Origin of the sequence: Streptomyces sp. P17 (genome assembly GCF_032436805.1) — a bacterium.
GTDB lineage: Bacteria > Actinomycetota > Actinomycetes > Streptomycetales > Streptomycetaceae > Streptomyces.
In genome coordinates, this window is record NZ_JAVRBF010000005.1 from 87,155 (window position 1) to 102,788 (window position 15,634).

Below are 15,634 nucleotides of genomic sequence, written 5' to 3' on the forward strand. Positions count from 1 at the left end.
TCATGGGCTTGGTCAACGTCTCCTTCGACAACCCGGGAGGCGACGGCGCCGAACCGATCTTCGAGTGGATCCACAGCCTGGCGAGCTGGCGGCAGCGCCAGGGCATGACCGGCGGGGAGGAGAACCGTGACTCCGAGCTGATCCGCGAGTGGTTCGACGCCACCGGAGCGGTGGTCATGGGACGGACGATGTACGACTTGGGCGAGGAGTTCTGGGGCGACAACCCGCCCTTCAAGACTCCCGTCTCCGTCCTCACCCACCGCCCCCGGCCGACCCTCGTCAAGGAGGGCGGCACCACCTTCCCCTTCGTCACCGACGGCATCCACAGCGCCCTCGACCAGGCGAAGGCCGCCGCCGGGGACCGGAACGTCGATATCGCGGGCGGGGCGGACACGGTGCAGCAGTACCTCAGGGAAGGCCTCATCGACGAACTCCACCTGCACGTGGTGCCCGTGCTCCTCGGCGACGGCCTGCGGCTCTTCGACGGCCTGGGCGCCGAGCAACGCAACCTTGAGGCGGTCAGGGTGGAGGACACGCCCCTCGCCACCCACCTGAAGTACCGCTTCGTGAAGGACCGCTTGACCTTGTCGCAACGGCAACGTTTCTACTGGGGCCATGCGAATCGGAGAGCCTGCGGGTGGGACGACGGCGTCGAGGAAGGCTGTGCGGTGGTCGTTCGCGGCCCTGGTCCCGGGCGAGGTCCTGCTCATCCTTTGCCTGGCCGGGGGAGTGGCCATACCTCCGGCAGCGCGGCTGGCCATGGAGCCGGCCGTCCTCACGGTCCTGATCGCGGGGAGCGCTCTGCTCTCCCTCGACTACCGGCGCCACCGCCGCGAGGGTCTCGACCGCCACCCCGCCCTCCTCGCCGCGCTCGCCGACATCGTCCCGGCCCTCGTGCGCAAGCTGACCGCCCACGAGGTCTTCCTCTCCACCAGCTTCCTGCGCTGGGTGACCCGCCGCGGCCCGCACGGCGTACGCGACGGCGACCAGGCCGTCCCGTACGCCCCGGGCCAGACGGCGGTCATGTTCGGCTTCTTCTTCGTCTGCGTCGTCGAGACCGTGGCCCTCGCCTTCCTGATCCCCTGGCCCGTGGTGCACGCCGTCACCCTCGTGCTCGACATCTGGGGCTGCTACTTCGTCCTCGCCCTGCACGCCTCCTGCGTGGTCCGCCCCCATGTGATCGGCCCCGACGGCTCCCTGCGCCTGCGCTACGGCGCCCTGCTGGACATCCGCATCCCGGCCGGCCGCATCGCCTCGGTCCGCCAGGACCGCAAGTACCCCGAGAGCAAGCTGGGGGCCGTGGACGAGAACGGAGTCTGCGATCTCGCCGTCGGGGGCCAGACCACCGTCACGGTCGAACTGACCGAGCCCGCCCGCTACATACGCGCGCTGGGCAGGCCCGCCGAGGCCCGCACCTTCCGCTTCCACGCCGAAGACCCCGCCTCCGCGGTGGCAGCGCTGAGGTCGGCGTTGTCAGCGGTCCCGCCTGCCGTCGAGGCATGACCGACAGCGGCCCTAGCATGATCGGCATGACGGCTGACGGCTGACGGCTGACGGCTGACGGCTGACGGCTGACGGCTGACGGCGAGGAGCTGACCGGCGGCTCGGCGAACGCCGGAGCGGTCTTCCGCCGAGGCGAGCTGGTCGACCGCCCGGCGCCGCCCCACGCCCGCGCCCTCCACGCCCACCTGGTCGCGCTCAAGGACCACGGTTTCGACGCGGCCCCGACCCCGGTCACGCTCACCGACGACGGCCGCGAGCAACTGACCTTTCTCCCCGGCACCGTGGCCCTGCCGCCCTGCCGCCCTGCCGCCCTGCCGCCCTGCCGCCCTGCCGCCCTGCCGCCCTGCCGCCCTGCCGCCCTTCCCGCCCTGGGCGCTGACCGACACCGCCCTCGCCTCGGTGGGAAGCCTCCTGCGCCGCCTGCACGACGCCAGTGCGGCCGTGGGTGTCGCGGCTGACGTCGACTGGCCGACGGACGTTGCCGACCCGGCGGGAGGATCGGTCGTCTGCCACAACGACGTGTGCCCGGACAACGTCGTCTTCCGCGACGGCCGAGCCGCCGCCCTCATCGACTTCGACTGCGCGGCCCCGGGCCGCCCGGTGTGGGACCTCGCCATGGCCGCCCGCTACTGGGCATCCATGCTCGACCCGCAATCCGCGGAAGCCCTCTACCCCGCCGACCTCGACGCACCCGCACGCCTGCGCGTCCTCGCCGACGCCTACGGCCTGCCGCCGGGCGAGCGTGCCGAGTTGCCCGGGGTCATCGAGCAGGCCACCGAGACCTGCCGGGCCCTCGTCGCCCGCCGGGTCGCCGACGGTGACCCCGTCTACCAGCGCATGCTCGCCGAGCGCGGCGGCTGGGGACGGTGGGACCGCATCCAGGCCTGGCTGGCAGGCAGGCGCGACACGTTCACGGCCGCGTTGTCGGACTGAACCAGGCCCACTCTGCTACCGGCAGAGCGCGTCGATGTCCTCGACGTACGTTCGAACTCCACTGCGGCTGTTTCGGCCAGGGCCGGCGGCAGTGCGCGGTCGTCCACAGTCGTCTCTGTCACGCGCGCAGACCAGCCGCCGGCTATGACAACGGTCGCTCAGATGCCGCAGGTGGGAGCCGACCAGTAAGGGGAGGGGTCGAGCGCGACGTGGGTGTGGTCGTTGTGGCCGGGGTAGCCCGGCCCGAGGATCTCCGAGAAGCCGTGCGTGCGGGCCTGCTGGGCGAGGCGGCACAGGGTCGGGGAGCCGGTGAGGTCGGCGGCGTCGCCGTAGAGGTGGCGGCTGGTGGACGAGCCGCCGACGGCGTTGTTGCAGGCGTAGGAGCGGAAGCCGCTGGAGACGGTGAGCGGGGCGTCGCCGAGCGCGCGCCGCATGGCCTCCAGCTTCCACATGGTCTTCAGGGCGTTCGCCTTGGCGGTGGCCGCGGAGACGGCGCCGCCGGACCAGTCGGAGTTGCAGCGGTTGAGCTCGGCGTAGGTGAAGTGGATCGGGGTGCAGTCGGCGTCCTGGAGGGAGTAGAGCTTGCTGAAGGTCGCCGGTCCCGCGACTCCGTCGGCAGCCAGGCCGTACGCGGACTGGAACTTCTTGACGGCGGCGGTGGTGCGGGCGCCGTACTGGCCGTCGTAGGAGAGGCGTTCGCCGGAGGTGACCCAGCCCGCTACCCGGATCTGGAGCTGGGTGACATCGCTGCCGGAGGCGCCCTGGGAGAGGGTGCGGCTCCAGGTGTAGCACTCGTCGGCGTGCGCGGTGCCCGCGGTGGCGCCCACGCCCACCACGACACCGGACATGATCATGACAAACGCGGCTAGGGAACGTGCCATCCGTCTGAACATCCCGACCTCCGGGTCGTCGACTTCCGGTTGCTGTGACCACCGCCCTCTCGGCGGCGATCGCTGCCAAGCCTGAGGCCAAGTGCTACGCGCGTCAACGGCACGGCAGTGGCGAGGTGGTGAACGTCCACGGCTCCGGCCTGAACCGGCATGCGGCGAAAGGGAGTTGCTACGGTCCGATCATGCCGCGACTGGTGGACGTCCCCGGATACCCGCTCTTCTGGACCGCCTCGGCGGTCTCGGCGTTCGGCACCCAGATCTCGGGTCTGGCCCTGCAGATCCTCACTGCCGTCACGCTGAGCGCCTCCGCGACCGAGGTGGGACTGGTCAGCGCCGCCCGCTGGCTGCCGTACCTGCTCTTCGGGCTCCTGGCCGGAGTCCTGGTGGACCGCTGCCGCCGCAAGCCCATGCTGGTCGGCACGGATCTCGGGCGGGCGGTGCTCCTGGCCGCGATCCCGCTGCTCCACGCACTGGACCTGCTCAGCATCGCCACGCTGTGCTTGTTCGTCTTCGGGGTGGGGCTGTTGAGCCTCCTGTTCGAGGCGGCGAATCAGTCGTACGTCCCGCAGCTCGTGCCGAGGGAACTCCTGAACGCGGGGTACGCGCGTACCGAGCAGGCGAGTGCGGTGGCCGGCTCGACCGGTCCGCTGATCGCCGGAGTACTGATCAAGTACCTGGGCGCGCCGCTCGCCGTACTGCTGGACGCCCTCAGCTACCTCGTGTCCGGCCTGCTGCTCATGTCGGTCAAGGCCCATGACCCCCTCCCCGATCGCGGCAAGCGGCGTGGTCTGGGCAGCGAGCTGCGCGAGGGAGTGGCATGGGTCTACCACCACCGCACCCTGGCGCCCATCGCGCTGACCTCGCACGCGATGCTGCTCTTCAACACCATGGTGAGCACGGTGTTCGTCGTCTTCGCCCTGCGCGAGTTGAGGGTCGGGGACTTCGGGCTCGGGGCCACCTACGCGTGCGCGGGGGTGGGCGCGGTGCTCGGCGGGGCGCTCTCCGGGCGCGTCCTGGCAAGGCTCGACGTCGGCGTCACGCTGATCGTGTTCCGGGTGCTGGCGGCTGCGGGCTGGCTGCCGATTGTCCTTGCGGAGAAGGGGAGTTGGGCACTCCCGGCGGTGTCTTCGGCCTTCTTCCTGGTGTCCCTGGCCATCGCGATCGAGAGCCCGGTGGAACTGAGCTACCGGCAGGCGGTCACTCCGGAGCGGCTGCGGGGGCGGATGAACGCCACCATCCGGTCGTTCAACTGGGGGATGGTGGCGGTGGGAGCGCCGCTCGGGGGAGTGCTGGCCGACCAGGTCAGCTATCGGTTCGCCCTGTGGGTGGGGCTGTGCGGGGCGGTCCTTCAGGCGGTGGTGCTGGGGATTTCCCGGGTGCGGGAGGCGCGTGCATCGGATGAGGCGGAGGTGCCGCCGGAGGTCTGAGGACAGCCAAGGCTTCTCGCGACATGCTGGCCGCACTGGATTGCTGTCTGTATGGGTGACCAAGCCGGCGTCATGGCGACGCTGAGGAGAACCCCGACGGACTCGGCCGGGTGTACGCCCCGAAGCCGACGGGTGGACGCTGGTCATCGGCCCGTGGTGCGCTCCGTGCGACGGCGCGCCGACGAAGTGCTGCGGCTGTGGACGGGGTTGAGCGCACGGTAGGGCAAGGCTCAGGCGAGGCCGAGGACGCACTCCTCACCCTCGGGGAACGGAGGCTTTCGGGGTCAGCCCACTCGCCCTGACGGCACAGACGCCGGTGCGCGGCACCGGCGTACTGGCCCACGCCGCCAAGAGCGACCGGTCCGCCGTCGGTGCATGTGTGCCGGCGTTTCAGCCTTCTTCGTCGCGTCCCTCGTCGTCCACCCGCCGACGGCGCACCCGCTCGGCGATACCGCTGGAGAGCTTGCCCGTCACCGATCTGGCTCGGTTGAGGGTCTCGTTACGGAGGCGCAGCGCGGCGTTGACGCCCTCTGCCCCCGTCTCCAGCACGTTGTCCTTCGCCTCGGCGGCCGCGTCCGCCCATCGTCTGGCGTCCAAGGACTGTCGACCGTGCGCGATCCCGAGCCGCCCGTGGAAGTCAACGACGGCGAGGGCGACGTGGTTGCTCGAATGCACCACCGCTGGGGACGCGGTCGGGTGCAGCAGCACCTTCGTGTTGGCCGTGCCGACAGCCGCATCCACGCGGGCCATCAGATGCTCGGTGCTCCGTGAGATGAGTTCCATCCGGTTCTGCCGGGCAGCCCGAAGGGCGAGGCGATGCCGGTCGAGCTCATCCGGAGACGTATCCAGCACGCGGTCGAGTTCGAGCACGGCGATCGCGTCGTGCAACTGGAAGCAACGAGCCAGCACGGCGAGCCACTCCCGAACCGTGGACTCAGCCTCCTTGGACGCCTTGGCGAGATCACCGATCTTGGTCTTGTGCTCCATCTTCTCGGTGACCGCGTCGAGTTGACGCAAGGCATAGGCCTGGGTACGTGCGATCACCATCGATGTGGCCTGCACCTTCGACCACGTGACCTCGGAGACCCGGCCCACCTGCTCTCGGACGGTCATGGCCTCCCCGATGACGAAACCCGCGCCGATCATGTCCGCCAACACCGTGTCCTTCTGGGCGCGGAGCACGTCGTCGACCTTCTCGTCGATCGCGGCGAGATAGTCGGTGATCTCGTCCATCGTCTGCTGCATCGCAAGCTGTGCCATGAGCCCCGCGGCACCAGCCAGACGCGCCGGATTGGTCAGGAACGATGCGGGCGACCTCTCCAATTCGAGGAGTCCCTTGATCTTGCCGTTCTTTGTCAACACGGCACGGCTGACACCCGCATGCGAACCCTTCATCAGCCCGTACTTCTCGACAACTCGCGCGGACTGCTCGGACAACCTCACCCAACGACCCGACGCGGCTGCAATCTCGGAACCTGTCTGCGCGGCTCCCGCCACGGCATGAAGGGTGGAGCCGAGTCTTCCCAGTCCGAGGTCCTTCGACGGCAGTCCTTCGGAGAGGAGGAAGCGCTCGACAGCCGTCGGACTTCCGATGACCGCCAGGCCGTCGCCGTCGCTGATCAGCTGAATGTCGTCATCCATCGTCGGCTCCTGAAGTGACTCTTCGCAGTTGAGGTCGGGCGGCCCCTATAACACCACGGTCCAGGCCGGAGCCAAGGCACTCGGATCCGGCCGGAACCGACCGCACTCAGGAACCGAGTTTCGGGGCTCACTACCGCGGCGCACAGAAGTCGCGGGACGCCTCGAAGGTCTCCCGCGCCATCGACCCGCCGCCCCCCTCGTACTGAACCCACACCCAAGGTTCCAGATGCTCGGCCTGGGAGGCATCGCGCCCCCGCCACCACTTGCTGAGCGCCCGGACGATGACCTTGCCCTCCTGCTCCAGGCGGTCATGCGCCCGGCTCTTCTCCGAGTACCGCTCGTCGGAGAGGCCGTCGATGGGTGGGGGAGGGGTGCGGTCGGTCTCGACGTACAGGGAGACCTGGTCGTGCTCAACCCCCTCGCCGGGACTGCTGAGCCCCGTCACATGCCGCACCGCGGCCCGCTCGGTACGGCTCCCGTACCGAGCGACCGCGGCCTTGAACCGCTCCGCGCTCTCGGGATCCGCGATCAGCGCGGCGGCCGTTTCGGTGGTGTGGGCGGGGTAGACCTGGATGCCTTCACACGCTTCGGTGGCTTTGTCGGTGCCGCAGCCGGTCACAGCAGCAGGAGCACGACGACCGGTACCCCCACCGCACGACGAAGCTCCCCCATACCCCAGCCCACCATCTGCCGAACGACTGAACGATCTTGAGGATCCTAGACGTCCCGCTCTGCCCGCACGATCCGCGCCGCCGCGACGAGGTTCTCCAGCGCCGCGCGGGCCTCCGGCCAACCCCGCGTCTTCAGACCGCAGTCGGGATTGACCCACAACCGCTCGGCGGGAATCGCCCGCAACCCGGTCCGCAGCAGATCAGCCGCCTCCCGCACGCTCGGAACACGCGGCGAGTGGATGTCGTACACCCCCGGCCCCGCCTCCCGCGGATACCCGTGCGCGGCCAGCTCACGGGCCACCTGCATATGGGAGCGGGCGGCCTCCAGGCTGATGACATCGGCGTCGAGATCGTCGATGGCCCGCACGATGTCACCGAACTCGGCGTAGCACATGTGCGTGTGGATCTGGGTGTCCGGCCGAACCCCGCTGGTGGTGAGCCGGAACGCCTCCGTCGCCCAGGACAGATACCCCGGCCGGTCGGCGGCGCGCAGCGGCAGTGTCTCGCGCAGCGCGGGCTCGTCGACCTGGATCACCGAACTGCCCGTCGCCTCCAGGTCGTTCACCTCGTCGCGCAAGGCGAGCGCGACCTGCCGTGCGGTCTCGGCGAGCGGCTGGTCGTCCCGGACGAAGGACCAGGCGAGCATGGTGACCGGTCCGGTGAGCATCCCCTTGACGGGGCGGCCGGTGAGCGATTGGGCGTACGTCGTCCAGCGCACCGTCATCGGTTCCGGACGGGAGATGTCGCCGGCCAGGACCGGCGGGCGGACGTAACGGGTGCCGTAGGACTGCACCCAGCCGTGCTGCGTGGCGAGATACCCGGTGAGCTGCTCGGCGAAGTACTGGACCATGTCGTTGCGCTCGGGCTCACCGTGCACCAGGACATCGAGCCCGGCCTTCTCCTGAAAGGAGATCACTTCCTGGATCTCGGCCCGGATGCGCTCCTCGTACGCGGCTGTGTCGATCCGGCCAGCCCGCAAGTCGGCCCGTGCGGAGCGCAGTTCGCCGGTCTGCGGGAAGGAGCCGATGGTGGTCGTCGGCAACAGGGGCAGGCCGAGCAGGGCACGCTGCGCGGCCGCGCGTTCGGCGTACGGCTGGGATCGGCGGGCGTCTGCCTCGGTGACCGCGGCGGCACGGGCCCGTACGTCCGGGTCGCGGGTGATGGGGGAGTGGGCGCGGGAGGCCAAGTCAGCTCGGTTTACGGCGAGTTCGGCGGCGATGGCGTCGGTGCCGCGGGTCAGGCCCTTGGCCAGGGTGACGATCTCGGCGGTCTTCTGACGGGCGAAGGCGAGCCAGCGCAGGATCTGCGGCTCGATGTCCCGTTCGGCCGCGGCGTCGAGAGGGACGTGGAGGAGGGAGCAGGACGCCGATACGTCGACGCGGTCGGCCAGGCCGAGGAGGGTGCCCAGGGTGGTGAGCGAGGTGGCCAGGTCGTTGACCCAGATGTTGCGGCCGTTGACGACTCCGGCGACCAGCCGCTTGCCCGGCAGTCCGCCCACGGCGGCGAGGGCGTCGAGGCTTGCCGCGTCCGTGAAGTCGAGCGCGAGTCCGTCGACCGGGGCCTTGGCCAGCACCGGCAGCGCCTCGCCGAGGGCGCCGAAATAGGAGGCGACCAGCAGCTTCGGCCGGTCGGTGAGCGCGCCGAGGCCACGGTAGGCACGTGCGACGGCGTTGAGGTCGGCCGGGGTGCGGTCCTGGACGAGGGCGGGCTCGTCGAGCTGAACCCACTGCGCTCCCGCAGCGCGCAGGTCGGCGAGGACCTCGGCGTACACCGGCAGCAGCCGGTCCAGCAGGGTGAGGGGATCGAAGCCCGCGGCGACTCCCGGAGCGGGCTTGGCGAGGAGGAGGTAGGTGACGGGACCGACGAGGACGGGCCGGGCGCTCAGGCCGAGCGTGAGGGCCTCCTTCAACTCGCTCACCTGCTTGCCGGAGTCGGCGGTGAACACGGTGTGCGGGCCCAACTCGGGGACCAGATAGTGGTAGTTCGTGTCGAACCACTTGGTCATCTCCAGCGGGGCGACGTCCTGCGTGCCGCGCGCCATGGCGAAGTACCCGTCGAGAGGCTCGGCCTGGAAGGCGGCCCGGTGGCGATCGGGGATCGCGCCCACCATGACGGTGGCGTCCAGGACATGGTCGTAGAACGAGAAGTCGCCGGTGGGGACCTCGTCGATGCCGGCTTCGGCCAGCTGCCGCCAGGTGCCGCGCCGCAGCTCGGCGCCGGTGGCGCGGAGGGCGTCGGCGTCGACGTGGCCCTTCCAGTAGCTCTCGACGGCCTTCTTCAACTCCCGGTCCGGGCCCTGCCGGGGGTAGCCGTACACGGTGGCCTGCGCAGCCGGGGCTGCGGATGTGGTGGTCACGGAGATCTCCTTCGCGAGATGAATCCCTGAGATCCCGGGGACGGGACGAGAGCGCGAAGGGGAGACGGACCGGGCGGGAAGCGAAGGGTGTCGCGCCGCCTGGTATGTGTCGCCGACCCGCCCGCGAGGTCACCGGGATGTCCGCGCACGAGTGGTCCGCGCGCGGGCAGATGGCAGGTCTTCGGACTCGCGGGCACGTCCTCCTCGGGAGGACACCTACTGGCCGTCGCTTCCCAGACCCAGTTCGTCGGGCCCAGTGCGGATGACGGCGGTCGTTCCCACTCACCGCTGCGGGGCAGTCCCGGATTCTCACCGGGTTCCCTCTTACGACGCATCCCGCCTGGCGGACGGGGCGAACCAGCTGCACCGGCCAGCGTACGGGGCTGTCGAGGGGGTGCGCGGGTGAGGCCTGGTATTCGGATGGTGAGGTGAGACACGCCCGGGCGGAAGCGGTGGAGTTCGGGGGAGACACCGACCCACTAATTGATACTTCAAGAGTTTCGGGGGAGGATGGCCGGGCCGAGGCGGGGTCCGTCGCTTGAGGAGCCTTCATGAGCAGTGCCGAATTTCCCGAGGTCATGACGGTGTCGGGCGCCGTGCGCGGGCGTCGCGAGGCGGGCCTGGCGGTCTTCCGCGGCATTCCGTATGCGCAGCCGCCGGTCGGAGAGGCACGTTTCGCGGCTCCGCGGCCGGTGAGGCGCTGGGACGGCGTGAGGGAGGCGTACTCCTTCGGCCCGCCGCCCCCGCAGGAGCCGTTCGGTCCTGAGGCCACGCCTGTGGGCACGACAGCCGCCGGGGACGACTGGCTGACGGTCAATGTGTGGACGCCGGAGGCGGATACGGCCGCCCGCCGCCCGGTGATGGTCTGGATCTACGGCGGCGCCTACAAGTTCGGCTCAGCCGACGACCCCGCCTACGACGCCGGCCGCCTCGCACACGACGGTGACCTGGTCGTCGTCACCTTCAACTACCGGGTCGGCATTGAGGGGTTCGCCCGCATCGAGGGCGCCCCGGCCAACCGTGGTCTCCTTGACCAGGTCGCGGCCCTGGAGTGGGTGCGGTCGAACATCTCCGCCTTCGGCGGCGACCCCGACCAGGTCACCGTCTTCGGTGAGTCGGCCGGCGCCGGGTCCATCGCCGCGCTGCTGACGATGGACACAGCGCGGGGCCTGTTCCGGCGGGCCATCGTCCAGAGTGTGCCGGGCACGTTCTTCTCGGACGAGTTGGCCGTGGACATCGCCGGAGCGATCGCCGGGGAGCTGGGGCTGCGGCCCACGGTGGCCGACCTGTCCGGCGTGGACCCGCGCAAGCTGCCCGAGGCGGGGGCCGTGCTGGGCGGGCGGATGCGTGCGTACGGGCACCGCTGGGGCGCGGTCGCCCAGACCCCGACGCCGTACTCGCCGGTCGTCGATGGAGAGGTCCTGACCCGGTCGCCGTGGGAGGCGCTGGCCGACGGCACCGCGCGCGACGTGGAGCTGATCGCCGGCCACAACCGGGACGAGTACCGGCTCTTCCTCCTGCTCGGCGGTCTGCTCGGGCGGGTGGACGACAGCCTCGCCGCGTCAGCCCTGAACTGGTTCGGGCCGGCACCGGATGCCGAGCGGTCCTATCGCGCCGCCTTCCCTGACGCCTCGGCGGAGCACCTCTTCGAACTCGTGCAGTCCGACTGGCTGTTCCGCATGCCCTCCCTGCACCTCGCCGAGGCCCACGTGGCCGGTGGCGGTCGGGCGCATGTCTACGAACTCACCTGGTCCGCCCCGGCGGGCGGCGGCGCGCTGGGCGCCTGCCACGGCCTGGACGTGCCACTGACCTTCGGTGTCTACGGCGGCCTCGGCGCCCTGCTGATCGGGCCCACGCCCTCCCCGGAGACCGAGGCGCTGTCCGCCCGTATCCGCTCCGCGTGGACGGCTTTCGCCACGACCGGCGACCCGGGCTGGCCCGCCTACGACACCGAACGGCGTCTTGTCCAACTCCTCGACACCGAAGCCCAGGTCGCCGCCTACCCGGAGGAGACGTCCCGCCGGCTCTGGGAAGGGCACACGTTCACCGCACTGCCGCTGACGACCTACCCCGCTCCGGCTTCGAAGTCCTCCACGAAGTAGCTGTCGTGCCGGATGCGGAACCGCTTGAGCTCCTCACCGCTCGAGATCGAGGTGTACGCGCGGCGGCCGAGCCTCAGCCCCTAGGTGCTGTATAGTCGATCATGAGCTGGTCGCCGTTCATCACGGCGCTCCGGTACTGCGTCGGTGGTCCAAGGAAAGACATCCCGCTTCCTGCGGGGAGATGCAGGTGCAAGGCCTGCCCGGCGCTCGGATCTCCGGCCCGTCCCGAACATCGGGGCGGGCCGGACGCGTTGACGGCTGGTCTCAGCTTCGCTCGGGTGAGTTGATCGCGACGAGTTCGACTTCGAAGCCGTCGTCGTTCTCCAGGTAGGCGGCGTAGTGCTGTCCGCCGCCGGCGTATGGGTGCCGCTCGGGGAACAGCAGGTGCCAGCCGTGATGGGCCGCGTCCGCCGTCAGCTTGTCGACCGTGGGGGCGTCTTCGACGTGGAAGGCCAGGTGATTGAGTCCCGGGCGCCGGCGGTCGTGCTGTGCGGCGGTGAGGTCCGGGGACTGCTCGACGACCAGATAGGTCGCGCCGAGCCGCCAGCTGCGTCCGCCCTCCCAGCTCTGGAAGGGGTCGTAACCCAGTGCCTCCAGCAGCCAGCCGAGCGAGGCGAGGGCGCGGTGGAGGTCCGGCACCCACAGCTCGACGTGGTGCAGCGCGCCGTGCGTTGGCCGGCTCATGCGGCGACTCATGGTGTCCGTCAGGTCCTCTCTCAAGCTGGACGGCTGGAAGTCCGTCTCGCCCGCACGGCCGCTCACCTCGATGACCGTATTGCCGTTCACCCTGTACGAAGACGGTGAACGCGTCGGCGAGGGCACCCTGCGCTTCCCCCTCACCACCGGCCTGCTGCCCTTCCTGGCGAGCTTCCGCTTCCCACGAGCGGCCGCCCCCGCCGCCGCTCCCGATCCGGCGTCACGGTGGGACGGCACCCCGGGGCACACGGAGGTCTGGTACACCACCCTCACCGATCCGGCCACCGGCAGCGGGGTCCGGCTGCACCACGAAGTGGTGGCGCCCACCGACGGTTCCGGCGCCTACGCCCATGGCTGGGTGGCCGTCTTCCCCAAGGACGGTCCCGTCGAGCACGCACGCTTCGGCCCCGTACCGTGGACGGCCCCTCGGCAGGGCTTCCTCGCCGAGGACGTCAGCGCGCTGCCCGGCCGGCTGGCGGGCTCGGCGGGTTCCTTCACCTGGGAGCTCACCGAGACGCCCCAGGGCGCCCCGGTCCACACGTTCCCCCGCTGGTCGTGGCGCCGCCCCTGGCTGCCGGCCAGCCAGATGCTGCCCGCCGCCCGCTGCCTGTACACCGGCACCGTCCGCTACGGCGCGGCCGAACTGCGGCTGGAGGAGGCGGTGGGCGCGAGCGCGAGGATCTACGGCCATGGCAACGCACGGCGCTGGGCCTGGCTGCACGCGGATCTGGGCGGCGGCGACGTGCTGGAGATCATCGCCGCGGTGTCTTCACCGACCTCTACCGGCACGGCGGCGCCACACTCGCGCTCGGCAACCCGCCGCTGGTCCCGCCGGTGGGCCGCGCGGTCGGCGGCACCACGGTCGTCAACTCCGGCACCTGCTACCGCACACCCGACCATCTCGTGGCCCGCTGGCGCAGCCGGTACGGATTCGCCGCCGCCGAGGGCTTCGACACCTACCTGGACGAGGTGGAACGCACCCTGCGCGTGGCCCGACAGCCGCTGGACGTGATCGGCGCCAATGGGAGGCTCGCCCTGGCCGGAGCGAAGGAGCTCGGCTGGAGCGTGGCGCCCCTGCGCCGCAACGCGCCCGGCTGCAAAGGCTCGTGCCAGTGTGTCGTCGGCTGCCCCACCGGCGCCAAGCAGAGCGTCCAACTCTCCGTGCTCCCCGACGCCTGCGCGTCCGGCGCCCGGATCGTGACGGGCGCCCGCGTACGGCGCATCCTCACCGACCCCGACCGGCCGGGTGGCCCGCGCGCCGCCGGGTACTGGCCCTCCGCCCGGACGGCAGCGCGCTGGAGATCCTCAGCTTGCTGGTGGTGGTCGCCGCGGGCGCCCTGCAGACCCCGCCGCTGCTGCGCCGCTCCGGTCTCGGCGGACACCCCCGCACGGGCCGGAACCTCAGCGTGCACCCGGCCATCAGTGTCGCGGGCCGCTTCAGCCGTCCGGTCACCGACGGCAAGGGCGTACTGCAGAGCGTCGGCGTGGAAGAGCTGCACGCCGACGGCATCCTGATCGAGGCGACCGCGGCTCCACCGGGCATGACCTCGTTCGTCCTGCCGGGCGTGGGCCAGACCCTGCGCCGCGAACTGGAGACCACCGCACACCTCGCCACCCTCGGCGCCATGGTCGCCGATCGCCCTCGGGCCGGGTCCTGGGCCGCGAGCGCACGCTCCCTGCGCTACGACCTCGCCCCCCGCGACGCCGGCCGCCTCCTGCGGGCCCAACGAGCCATGCGCCGCCTGCTGTTCGCCGCGGGCGCGGAGGAAGTCCTCACCGGCGTCCCGCACGCCCCCGCGCGCGAACACCCGACCAACTGGAGGCGCTGCTGGACACGGTGACGGCACGCCGGCTGCACATCTCCGCGTTCCACCCCACGGGCACGGCAGCCGCCGGCGCAGACCCCGAACACTCACCGACCGACCCGGAGGGCCACCTCCGCGGCGTCCACGGCATCCTGATCACCGATTGGCTCGGCACTGCCCAGCTGCCCTGAGGTCAATCCCCAACTGAGCATCATGGCAACGGCCCTGGCCATCACGGACCGCTTTGTGAGGCGCGGGTGAGAGCAGGCCCGCCGGCGTATCGGGGGAGTCGGAGGGATTGTCAGTGGTGGCTGGCAAGATCGTCGTATGACCGAACGTGTGGATGAGCTGCTGGAGCCCGGTAACGGATGGGCGGACCGGATCCGGGATCGGGTGAGCGAGCTGTCGCCGGAGCTGACCGCTCTGGTGCTGCATCTTGGGCAGGCGGGCAGTTTCTGGGACTGGCACTACAAGGTCGACGCCGCCTGGAAGCGGCAGACCAAGGCGTTGCTGAAGGCGAGCGGCGCACGGCAGCTGGTGGCGGAGGCGATACGGGCGCTGGCGGCCGGCGGCTCCCTGCACGACTGCACCGACCCGAATGTCACGTGGGAGGAACTCTGGGCGAAGTCGGACCGGACGCCCACCCGCGACCTGGCCAACGGCTTCGCCCTGGCCGCCGGATACCTGGCCCGTGGCGCCGCGCCGTCCGAACTCCAGGACTTGGTCGACGACTTGGTGACGGTGGCGCGCAAGAACGCCTTCGTCCTCGACGGCTACTACAAGCGGGACGACGAGCTGTCCGGGGCCGTGTTCACCGCGCTCGCCGACCTGTCGGCCATGGAAGCCCTGTGGACCCTGCACCGCGAGGTCCAGCCCGGCGCCCACTCCCACCGGCACCTGGCGAAGATGGTCAGGAAGACCGCCGCCCGCCTCGGTGTTCCGCCCCACCAGGTGGAGGAGCGGACGGTGCACACGCACGGCGTCGGCGAGGACGGCACCCTGCGACTGGGCTGGATCGGCCGCGGCGCGGTCTGGCTCAACATTCCCTACGAGGCCGTCATCACCGTCTCCGAAACGGGCCGGGTCAGCGTGGACTGGATCGACGTCGACGAAGGCGGGACCACCACCCGCACCGTCGCGCCCTTCCGCTCGCCCACCGGATTCAAGACCAAGTACCTGCCCCACAACGTCGACGCGACCCGGCTGCTGGCCGGCAAGATCGAGGACACGCTCTGCGCCGAGCGCCGCCGCCTGCATGCGCTGCTGCACGAGGACCGCGTATGGCCGCATGCCGAGTGGGCCCGCTACTACCGCGATCACCCGCTCACCGGCATCTTCGCCCGCGCCCTCGTCTGGGAGTACGAGACGGGCGAGGGCACGTGGACAGCGGGGCTTCCCCACCAGAAAGGCTGCCTGGCTCTCGACGGAGGCATCGTCGACATCACGGGCACCACACGCGTACGGCTGTGGCACGCCAAGCGGGCAACACCCACCGAAATCACAGCCGTTCGCACCTTCCTCGCCGGAAGCGGAATCCAGCAACCGTACGACCAGCTCCGGGAAGGAGCTTAGTGGTGGCAGCGTCGCTTGCAGAGATCACAGCCTTGTTG

11 protein-coding genes, 3 pseudogenes and 1 riboswitch are annotated in these 15,634 nt (G+C 70.8%); of the genes and pseudogenes, 9 read left to right on the forward strand and 5 right to left on the reverse strand.

Annotated elements, in window-relative coordinates; translation table 11 throughout:
* Window positions 1-2: 2 nt before the first annotated feature.
* The 3 genes and pseudogenes from RMT89_RS04650 to RMT89_RS04660 form a co-directional block, all read left to right on the forward strand.
* A pseudogene (locus tag RMT89_RS04650) lies at window positions 3-572 on the forward strand (dihydrofolate reductase family protein); the annotation flags it as partial.
* A gap of 91 nt (window positions 573-663) precedes the next feature.
* Entirely contained in the window at window positions 664-1,503 is an 840-nt protein-coding gene (locus RMT89_RS04655; RefSeq protein ID WP_315882617.1) for a hypothetical protein, read from the forward strand.
* 68 nt (window positions 1,504-1,571) lie between these two features.
* Window positions 1,572-2,436: pseudogene (locus RMT89_RS04660) on the forward strand (phosphotransferase).
* A gap of 158 nt (window positions 2,437-2,594) precedes the next feature.
* Here the strand turns inward: RMT89_RS04660 and RMT89_RS04665 are convergent.
* Window positions 2,595-3,329, reverse strand: a complete 735-nt coding sequence (locus tag RMT89_RS04665; protein WP_315882618.1) for a D-Ala-D-Ala carboxypeptidase family metallohydrolase — start codon at window positions 3,327-3,329, stop codon at window positions 2,595-2,597.
* 179 nt (window positions 3,330-3,508) lie between these two features.
* Between RMT89_RS04665 and RMT89_RS04670 the strand changes: the two genes are divergently transcribed.
* Entirely contained in the window at window positions 3,509-4,753 is a 1,245-nt protein-coding gene (locus RMT89_RS04670; RefSeq protein WP_315882619.1) for an MFS transporter, read from the forward strand.
* A 390-nt stretch (window positions 4,754-5,143) separates the two neighbouring features.
* On the opposite strand, the gene RMT89_RS04675 is transcribed toward RMT89_RS04670, so the two are convergent.
* From RMT89_RS04675 to metE, 3 genes are all read right to left on the reverse strand, one after another.
* Window positions 5,144-6,394: a hypothetical protein gene (locus RMT89_RS04675; protein WP_315882620.1), complete on the reverse strand. Its 1,251-nt coding sequence runs from the start codon at window positions 6,392-6,394 to the stop codon at window positions 5,144-5,146.
* A gap of 130 nt (window positions 6,395-6,524) precedes the next feature.
* A complete protein-coding gene (locus tag RMT89_RS04680; protein WP_315882621.1) occupies window positions 6,525-7,013 on the reverse strand; it encodes a hypothetical protein in 489 nt (162 codons plus the stop codon).
* Between the two features lie 98 nt (window positions 7,014-7,111).
* Window positions 7,112-9,421, reverse strand: a complete 2,310-nt coding sequence (gene metE, locus RMT89_RS04685; RefSeq protein WP_315882622.1) for a 5-methyltetrahydropteroyltriglutamate--homocysteine S-methyltransferase — start codon at window positions 9,419-9,421, stop codon at window positions 7,112-7,114.
* 168 nt (window positions 9,422-9,589) lie between these two features.
* Window positions 9,590-9,783, reverse strand: a riboswitch (cobalamin riboswitch).
* Window positions 9,784-9,972: 189 nt separating this feature from the next.
* On the opposite strand from metE, the gene RMT89_RS04690 reads away from it, so the two are divergent.
* Window positions 9,973-11,523, forward strand: coding sequence for a carboxylesterase family protein (locus tag RMT89_RS04690; RefSeq protein ID WP_315882623.1), 1,551 nt, complete (start codon window positions 9,973-9,975; stop codon window positions 11,521-11,523).
* Between the two features lie 264 nt (window positions 11,524-11,787).
* Here RMT89_RS04690 and RMT89_RS04695 read toward each other — a convergent pair whose 3' ends face one another.
* The gene (locus RMT89_RS04695; protein WP_315882624.1) at window positions 11,788-12,207 is read right to left on the reverse strand and encodes a VOC family protein; all 420 of its coding nucleotides are present in this window, start codon (window positions 12,205-12,207) and stop codon (window positions 11,788-11,790) included.
* 567 nt (window positions 12,208-12,774) lie between these two features.
* Here RMT89_RS04695 and RMT89_RS45855 point away from each other — a divergent pair.
* The 4 genes and pseudogenes from RMT89_RS45855 to RMT89_RS04715 form a co-directional block, all read left to right on the forward strand.
* Window positions 12,775-13,425 (forward strand): annotated as a pseudogene (locus RMT89_RS45855) (GMC family oxidoreductase N-terminal domain-containing protein); the annotation flags it as partial.
* A 110-nt stretch (window positions 13,426-13,535) separates the two neighbouring features.
* Window positions 13,536-14,060: a GMC family oxidoreductase N-terminal domain-containing protein gene (locus tag RMT89_RS04705; RefSeq protein WP_315882625.1), complete on the forward strand. Its 525-nt coding sequence runs from the start codon at window positions 13,536-13,538 to the stop codon at window positions 14,058-14,060.
* Window positions 14,057-14,215: a GMC oxidoreductase gene (locus RMT89_RS04710; RefSeq protein WP_315882626.1), complete on the forward strand. Its 159-nt coding sequence runs from the start codon at window positions 14,057-14,059 to the stop codon at window positions 14,213-14,215. Before RMT89_RS04705 ends, RMT89_RS04710 begins: the two co-directional genes overlap by 4 nt.
* 136 nt (window positions 14,216-14,351) lie before the next feature.
* Window positions 14,352-15,596, forward strand: coding sequence for a DUF4132 domain-containing protein (locus RMT89_RS04715; RefSeq protein WP_315882627.1), 1,245 nt, complete (start codon window positions 14,352-14,354; stop codon window positions 15,594-15,596).
* Window positions 15,597-15,634 lie beyond the last annotated feature (38 nt).

Excerpts from the sequence above, each read along its gene's own strand:
- RMT89_RS04665 (WP_315882618.1), bottom strand. The coding sequence starts at position 3,329 with ATGTTCAGACGGATGGCACGTTCCCTAGCCGCGTTTGTCATGATCATG.
- RMT89_RS04675 (WP_315882620.1), bottom strand. The coding sequence starts at position 6,394 with ATGGATGACGACATTCAGCTGATCAGCGACGGCGACGGCCTGGCGGTC.
- RMT89_RS04690 (WP_315882623.1), top strand. The coding sequence starts at position 9,973 with ATGAGCAGTGCCGAATTTCCCGAGGTCATGACGGTGTCGGGCGCCGTG.
- RMT89_RS04715 (WP_315882627.1), top strand. The coding sequence starts at position 14,352 with ATGACCGAACGTGTGGATGAGCTGCTGGAGCCCGGTAACGGATGGGCG.
- RMT89_RS04695 (WP_315882624.1), bottom strand. The coding sequence starts at position 12,207 with ATGAGCCGGCCAACGCACGGCGCGCTGCACCACGTCGAGCTGTGGGTG.
- RMT89_RS04670 (WP_315882619.1), top strand. The coding sequence starts at position 3,509 with ATGCCGCGACTGGTGGACGTCCCCGGATACCCGCTCTTCTGGACCGCC.